General features: G+C 74.3%; 8 protein-coding genes. All 8 read left to right on the forward strand.

The annotated features are described in order from the left end of the window. The first annotated feature begins 11 nt into the window (after positions 1-11). The gene (locus tag ETD85_RS11610; RefSeq protein WP_138689660.1) at positions 12-1,856 is read left to right on the forward strand and encodes a phage tail sheath family protein; all 1,845 of its coding nucleotides are present in this window, start codon (positions 12-14) and stop codon (positions 1,854-1,856) included. 18 nt (positions 1,857-1,874) lie between these two features. Continuing rightward, a complete protein-coding gene (locus tag ETD85_RS11615; protein WP_138689661.1) occupies positions 1,875-2,333 on the forward strand; it encodes a phage tail protein in 459 nt (152 codons plus the stop codon). Next, positions 2,330-4,171, forward strand: coding sequence for a phage tail sheath family protein (locus tag ETD85_RS11620; protein ID WP_170246628.1), 1,842 nt, complete (start codon positions 2,330-2,332; stop codon positions 4,169-4,171). The genes ETD85_RS11615 and ETD85_RS11620 overlap by 4 nt, the downstream gene beginning before the upstream one ends. Continuing rightward, on the forward strand, positions 4,158-4,670 hold the full coding sequence (locus tag ETD85_RS11625) for a phage tail protein (protein ID WP_138689663.1): 513 nt from the start codon (positions 4,158-4,160) through the stop codon (positions 4,668-4,670). Before ETD85_RS11620 ends, ETD85_RS11625 begins: the two co-directional genes overlap by 14 nt. Further along, positions 4,667-5,836: a CIS tube protein gene (locus ETD85_RS11630; protein WP_138689664.1), complete on the forward strand. Its 1,170-nt coding sequence runs from the start codon at positions 4,667-4,669 to the stop codon at positions 5,834-5,836. The genes ETD85_RS11625 and ETD85_RS11630 overlap by 4 nt, the downstream gene beginning before the upstream one ends. Before the next feature lie 19 nt (positions 5,837-5,855). Further along, a complete protein-coding gene (locus ETD85_RS63035) occupies positions 5,856-6,032 on the forward strand; it encodes a hypothetical protein (RefSeq protein ID WP_170246629.1) in 177 nt (58 codons plus the stop codon). Between the two features lie 8 nt (positions 6,033-6,040). Beyond that, positions 6,041-7,126: a phage late control D family protein gene (locus ETD85_RS11635; RefSeq protein WP_138689665.1), complete on the forward strand. Its 1,086-nt coding sequence runs from the start codon at positions 6,041-6,043 to the stop codon at positions 7,124-7,126. Next, on the forward strand, positions 7,126-7,429 hold a 304-nt coding region (locus ETD85_RS11640), incomplete at its 3' end, for a phage baseplate assembly protein V (protein WP_206058247.1). The genes ETD85_RS11635 and ETD85_RS11640, both read left to right, overlap by 1 nt.

Here is a 7,429-nt window from a genome sequence, read left to right on the forward strand (position 1 = left end):
GAGGTCCGCGCATGCCTGAATACCTGACGCCCGGTGTCTACGTGGAGGAGACCAGTTTTCGGTCGAAATCGATCGAGGGCGTCCCCACCAGCACGTTCGGCATGGCCGGGCCCACCCGCTACGGACCCGTGTCCTACGTCCTGCCCGCCGTCGCCGACCCCGTGCTGGTCACGCCGCCGCTCGTCACCAGCTATACCGAGTTCGAGCGAGCCTTCGGCGACCTCGGCCGGATCGGCGGCGACCAGGTCAACTACATGGCCCACGCCGCCCGCTCCTTCTTCGCCAACGGCGGCAGGCGACTCTACGTCTCGCGCGTCTTCCCCTGGCCGCGCACGGAGGCCGGGCAGCTCGACCCCGCCCAGCAGGAGGCCTGCTTCGCCCGCCTCGACGTCGGCGACCCCGCGCTGGCCCGCTGGCGGGCCCGCTGGCCGGGCGCCTTCGGCCGGGAGATCAGCGTCCAGGTGGAGTTCCGGCGGGGCCGCGACATCGTCCGCGGCGGCACCCTGACCGGGGTGCGGCCCGGCTGCCTGGTCGAGATCGGCCCGTCCGGCACGCCGCCCGGCGACGCCACGCCGCCCGTGGAAGGCAACGTCCGCATCGTGGCGGAGGGCGAGGGCGGCCGGCTCGGCCTGACCCCGCGCCGCGGCGGCCCCGTCGAGCCGGTCGCCGCCGGCCAGGCGGTCTACCGCATCCGCCTGGCCGTGACCGTCCGCGCGGGCACCCGTACGGACGTCTACAACGAGCTGGAGCTGGACGAGAGCCACCCCCGGTCGATCTTCACCGTGCTGCAGGCGCGCGACCCGGCCGACGAGTTCTCGCTCGTCTGCCTGCTGCCCGTGCCGCCCGCGGCGGGTCAGCAGCCGCCCACGGCCGGGCAGCTGCTGACCCGGCTGATCTCCCGGCCCACGTTCCTGGCCGGAGGCTCCGACGGCGCCGCGCTGACCGCCGCCGACCTCACCGGCAAGGAGGCCGACCCCGCCGACGCCCGCGAGCCCGCCACCGGCCTTGAGGCGCTCGGCGAGATCGACGACATCGCCATCGTGGCGATGCCGGACGCCGCCACGCTGGAGGAGGGCGAGCGCACGACGGCCGTCTCCAACCTGCTCGGCCACTGCGAGCGGCTGCGCTACCGGATGGCCGTCGTCGATCCGCCCCCCGAGTCGTCGGTCTCGGAGGTGCGCCAGTTCAGGGCCGGCTTCGACAGCAAATACGCCGCCGTCTACTACCCCTGGGTGGAGATCACCGATCCGAACGCGCCCCCGGAGCCCGGCGCGCCGCCGCCCCGGCTGCTGCTGCCGCCCTCCGGCTCGGTCGCGGGGATCTACGCCCGCAGCGACACCGAGCGGGGCGTGCACAAGGCCCCCGCCAACGAGGTGGTACGCGGCCTCGTCCGGTTCGAGCGCAACGTCACCTACGGCCAGCAGGCGGTGCTCAACCCCGAAGGCGTCAACGTCATGCGCTTCTTCGAGGGCCGCGGCAACCGCGTCTGGGGCGCGCGGACGATGAGCTCGGACCCGGAGTGGAAGTACGTCAACGTCCGGCGGCTGTTCATCTACCTGGAGCACTCCATCGACAAGGCCACGCAGTGGGCCGTGTTCGAGCCGAACAACGAGCGGCTGTGGGCCTCGGTCCGGCAGACCATCGAGGACTTCCTGCTGGTCACCTGGCGCACCGGCGCGCTGCTGGGCACCCGGCCCGAGGAGGCCTACTTCGTGCGCTGCGACCGCACCACCATGACCCAGAACGACCTCGACAACGGCCGGCTCATCTGCCTGATCGGGGTGGCGCCCACCTACCCCGCCGAGTTCGTCATCTTCCGCATCGGCCAGTACACCGCCGATGCCCAGCGCAGCTGATCAGTACGGAGGCAGAGCATGGCCCAGCGTGACAACCCCTACGGCGCTTTCAACTTCCTGGTGAAGCTCGGCGACGCCTGGGACGAGACCCAGATATCCGGCGGCTTCTCCGACGTCAGCGGGCTCGGCAACGAGGTGAAGTTCTCCGAGTACCGCTCCGGCAACGACGCCGCCAACCACGTGCGGAAGGTGGCCAACGTCAACTCGACCGACGACGTCACGCTCAAGCGCGGCCTGATCGGCGACACCCGGCTGTTCGACTGGCTGCGGGAGACCCGAAACGGCAGCTTCGAGCCGCGAACCGTGACCATCGCCCTTCAGGACGAGGCCCGCACCGGCACCGTGTGCGAATGGGTGCTGGAGAGCGCGCAGCCCAAGAAGTGGGTCGGGCCCACGCTCGCGGCCAAGGGCGGCGGCGAGGTCGTCATGGAGGAGCTGCACCTGGTGGCCGAGAGCATCGAGTTCAGGTCGCCGTGACGATCGGGCTGCGGCTGGGCGCGCCCGGCGTGTACCGGACGCCCGAGCGGCCCGGCCGGGCGCTGTCCGGGGTGCGCATGGACATCGCCGGATTCGCCGGCATCGCGCCCCGGGGGCCGATCGACGAGCCGGTGCCGGTCTCCAGCTGGACCGACTACCGCCAGCGGTTCGGCGGTTTCGAGGGGCCGGGGCTGCTGCCGTACGCGGTCTCCGCCTTCTTCGAGCAGGGCGGCGAGCGCGCCTACGTGCTGCGGGCCGGTCCGGGCGACCCGGCCGGGCGGGCGCTGTTCGAGCTGGACGGCGGCGCGCGCTTCACCGCGCGCGACTGGGGCGTCTGGGGGAGCTCCCTCTCCGCCCGCCTGGAATATGCCGCCGGCGCCCGCTTCCTGGCCGTCCCGCGGGGCGAGCGCGTCCCCCTCGACGCGGGCGTCCCGCTGCGGCCGGGCACCCTGCTGCGGGTGCGCGGCCCCGGCCTGGGCGCCTACGGGGAGCTGCGCCGGGTGCGCGAGGTCGAGCGGCGTACGGCGGTGCTCGACCGGCCGCTGCCCGGCCCAGCCGAGGCCGAGGTGGTGACGGCCACCCTCGTCGTGGACGACGGCGACCGCGCCTTCCCGCGCGCCGAGCGCTTCACCGACCTCGCCCTGACCCCTGAGGGCCGCCGGCACGTCGCCGGGGTCGCCGAGGAGGAGTCGCGCCTGATCATCCCGGTGGGCGACTGGCGGGACCAGCCGCTCGGCCCCGCCGGGCCGCTGCTCGCGCCGCGCGTCGCGCGGCTCGTCACGGCGGGCGCCGACCGCTACCGGGAGATCGGCCGCGAGTCCTTCTTCGATCCGGGGGACGAGCTCCTCTTGCTGGACGACCCGTACGAGCACCGGGGCGTGGCCCGGCTGGCCGCCGTGCCCGAGCTGGGGCTGTTGTCCGTGCCCGACCTGTTCTGGGCCTACACCGAGGAGGAGACGGAGATCGAGATCACCGGCGACCCCGGCCCCTGCGCCGAACCGGTGCTGACCGCCCACCGGCGGCCCCGGCCGGTGGCGCCGCTGCTGGAGCCCGCCGACCCCGAGGTGGCCGAGCGGCAGTCCCGGCTGGTGGCGCTGGCCGAGCGGCATCAGCGCTTCATCACGCTCCTGGACGTCCCGTCCGGCCTGGACGTGCGCGCCGTCGCCCGCTGGCGGGCCCCGTACGGCTCCGCCTTCGCCGCCGCCTACCACCCCTGGCTCATGGTCCAGGGCCAGGACGGGCGCGGCGTGCCCGTGCCGCCCTCGGCGTTCGCCGCCGGCATCATCGCCGCCCGCGAGCGGCGGCGCGGCCTGCTGTGGGGCCCGGCCAACGAGCCCGCGCTCGGCGCCGTGCTGGGGCTGGACCAGGTGACGGACCACGAGCACGACCTGCTGTACGACCAGGGCGTCAACGTGTTCAGGCAGGAACGCGACGGTTTCCGGCTGACCTCCGCCCGCACCCTCGACACCGGCCGCGAATACCGGCAGCTCAGCGTGCGGCGGCTGCTCACCATGCTGCGGCTGTCGATCGAGCGCCAGGCGCAGTTCCTGGTCTTCGAGCCGAACACGGCCGAGCTGCGCGCCCTGCTGAACGACGTGCTCGACACGTTCCTGCGCGGGCTGTTCAGGGCCGGGGCGTTCGCGGGGGAGACCGAGCGGGAGTCCTACTTCGTCCGCTCGGGCGACGAGCTCAACCCGAGGGAGTCGCTGGAGCTGGGGCGGCTGGTGGCCGAGATCGGGGTCGCGCCGGCCGAGCCGATGGAGTTCCTGGTGCTGCGGCTGTCGAGAGACGGCGACGGCGGCGTACGCGTGGAGGAGGCCCCCGATGGCGGCGCCTGACCCCTTCCACGCCAGGGTCGTGCAGACCTTCTGGTTCGACGTCGCCCTCTACCGGAGCGCCGGGGAAGGGCCCGCCGGCGCCTCCGACCGGTTGTGCGACGGCGCCTTCCAGGAGTGCGCCGGACTGGAGCTGGCCGCGGAGATCAAGGAGTACGCGGAAGGCGGCAGGAACGACGGCGTGGTCCAGCGGGTCGGCCGGGTCAAGCTGCAGCCCATCGTGCTCAAACGCGGCATGTTCACCACAGACGGCGACGGCCAGGTCCAGCCCGAGCTGTGGCAGTGGCTGCAGGGCATGGTCGCGGGCGTGCGGCCGGTGCCGCGCTACAACGGGCGCATCGAGGTCCGCGCCGGGCGCGGCCGGCCCATCCAGGCGGTCTGGACGTTCGAGCGCGGCCTGCCGCTCAAGGTGACGGGGCCCGCTCTGAACGCCAAGACCGGCGACCTCGCCATCGAGGAGATGCACATCGCCCACGAAGGACTGCGACTGGTGACGAGATGACCGAACCCGCCAAGGCCAGGCTCTATCCGCTGAGCAAGGAGGGTGAGGGGCCGAACCACGAGCCCATCTACCGCCGGCTCGAAGCCGGCTCCGTCACCGTCCAGTTCAACCCCGCCACGCTGACCCTGCAGCACCCCAACAGCCAGGACGCCGGCGGCAAGACCACTGGTACGCAGAAGCGGCAGTACCCGTCCGTGAACCCCGCGACCCTCGGCTTCTCGCTGGAGTTCGACACCGCGGAGCTGGCCGACGCGGGCGGTGCCAAGGGCGTGCGCACGCTGACCGAGCAGGTCCTGGCCTTTGCCCGGCCGGGCAAGAACGGCCAGGCGCCGCCGCCGATGGCGTTCGTCTGGGGCGGCTTCGAGTTCAGGGGCATCGTCACGTCGATCTCCGAGGAGATCGACTTCTTCGATCCCCAGGGGGTCCCGCTCCGGGCCAAGCTCACCCTGGCGATCACCGAGCAGGACCCCAGCTTCGAGGCCGGCAAGACCGAGCCGGCCCGCAGGTCCCAGCAGGGCGCCACCCCGCCCGGCGGCACGGGAGCGGCCCCCGGCCGCAGCGGCACCGCGACCCCCGACACCGTGGTCGAGGCCCTCGACGGCGAGAGCGCGCAGCAGCTCGCCACCAGGGCCGGCGGAGATCCCGCCGCGTGGCGGTCGGTGATGAACGGCCTGGACTCGCCGCTCGGCCTGCGCGCGGGGACGCAGGTGCAGATCGGGCCAGAGCTGCGGTCGAGCGGGTCGCCCGGGCGCGCGACCGGCTTCGCGGCGACACCGCCCGACGCACTCGCGGGCCCGGTGCCGCCCGCCGCGGCCGAGTCCGCCGGGTTCGTCCTCACGCAGGCGGGCGGGCTCGCCCGGGCCGCCGCCAGGAGCGCGCAGGACCGCGCCGAGCGGGCGGCCGACGCGGCCCGCGCGGCGTTCGGTACCACCCGGCCGCCCGCCCCGGCGGCCGCCGGGTCCCGGACGGCCGGGCCGGGCGGGTCCGCGCGCGCCGAGCTCCGGCCCGACCCGAGGGCGCAGACGTACGGGCTGGCCGTGCCGCTGCGGGCCCGCGCCCGTACCGCCACACCGGCCGAGCCGGCGGCGGCCGCTCCCCAGCGGTGCCGGCCCTGCGCCGCCGGGGAGCAACGCCGGCGTGACGCCCCGCCGGGCACCATCGCGTGACGAGCGGGAGGAGCGTGTCATGAGCGTCCACATCGGAGAGCTGCACTCCGACGTCGTGCCGGCTGACGGGGCGGGGGCCCAGGGCGAGCCCAAGGGGCCGGGGAGCCCATGGGCGGCCGAAGAACGCTGGCACGAGCTGCGCAGGCGGGCCGAACGCCTGGCCGAGCGCGTGTGCGCCACGCGGTTCGAGGACTGACCCGGCCGATGACCGAGCCGCTGTTCGCCTCCGCCTCACCGGTCTTCACCGTCGGCGACGCTCTCGTGCGCGAGCTGGCCAGAGACTGCGTACGGCTGGAGATCAGCGAGGACGTCCAGGGGCTGCGGACGCTGCGCGGTCACTTCACCGCAGTCGGCGGGCAGGCCACCGGGCCGCCGGGCCCGCTGCTCTACCTCGACGGCGACCGGGTGGACTTCGGCCGGCGGCTGCGCGTCAGCGTCGGGGCGCAGGGCGCCCAGCGCTACGTCTTCGACGGCGTCGTCTCGGCCATCGAGGCCGAGCTGGGCGACGGCGAGCCGCCCATCGTCGTCCTGCACGCCGAGGACGCCCTGATGCGGCTGCGGATGACCCGGCGCATGCGCACTTATCGCGACATGACCGACGCCGACATCGTCAGGGAGCTGGCCGACGCGCACGGCCTCAAGGCCGACGCGACCGCCGCCGGCCCCCGCTACGACGTCGTCCAGCAGCTCAACCAGAGCGATCTCGCCTTCCTGCGCGAGCGGGCCCGCCTCATCCAGGCCGAGCTGTGGTGCACCGGCGACGAGCTGCACCTGAGCGCCAGGGCCGGCCGCGAGGCCACCTCGCTCACCCTCGTCCACGGCGACCACCTGCTGTCGGTCAGGCTCTGCGCCGATCTCGCCCACCAGCGCAACGCCGTCGTCGTCACCGGCTACGACGCCGCGCGCGAAGCCGTGATCCACGAGGAGGCCGGCCCAGACGCCGTCGAGGCCGAGGTCACCGGCGGGCGCACCGGCCCCCGGCTCGTCGCCCGCGCGCTGGGGGAGAGCGTCTCCTACCGGGTCCGCGAGGCCGCGCTGACCTCCGAGGAGGCCGCCGCCTGGGCGCGCGCCGAGATGCTGCGCCGCGCGCGCCGCTTCGTGACCGTCGCGGGCACCACCCGGGGCTCGCCGGACATGATCGTCGGCAGCCGCCTCACCCTGCGGCGGGTCGGCGTCCCGTTCGAGGGCCCCGGCTACTACGTCACCCGCGTCACCCACGCCTTCGACAACGTCCACGGCCTGCGCACCCGCTTCGAGGCGGAGCGGGCCACACTCAACGAGGTGAGCTGATGGCAGTGCCCGACGGCTCGGCACCGTCCTATTTCGGCGTCTATCCAGCGATCGTCACCGACCTGGTCGATCCCGACAAGCTCGGCCGCGTCGAGGTCCGCTACCCGTGGCTCGGCGACGACGGCGACCGCGACGTACGCGCCTGGGCCACCCTCTGCAGCCCCTACGCCGACGACGGGCAGGGGCTGCAGATCCTGCCGGAGGTCGGCAGCCAGGTCGTGGTCGGCTTCGAGGCGGGCAACCCGCGCCGCCCCTACGTGCTGGGGTCGGCCTGGAACGGCCGCGCCGCCACCCCCATCGAGG

It is taken from the genome of Nonomuraea zeae, from assembly GCF_005889725.1.
Lineage (GTDB): Bacteria > Actinomycetota > Actinomycetes > Streptosporangiales > Streptosporangiaceae > Nonomuraea > Nonomuraea zeae.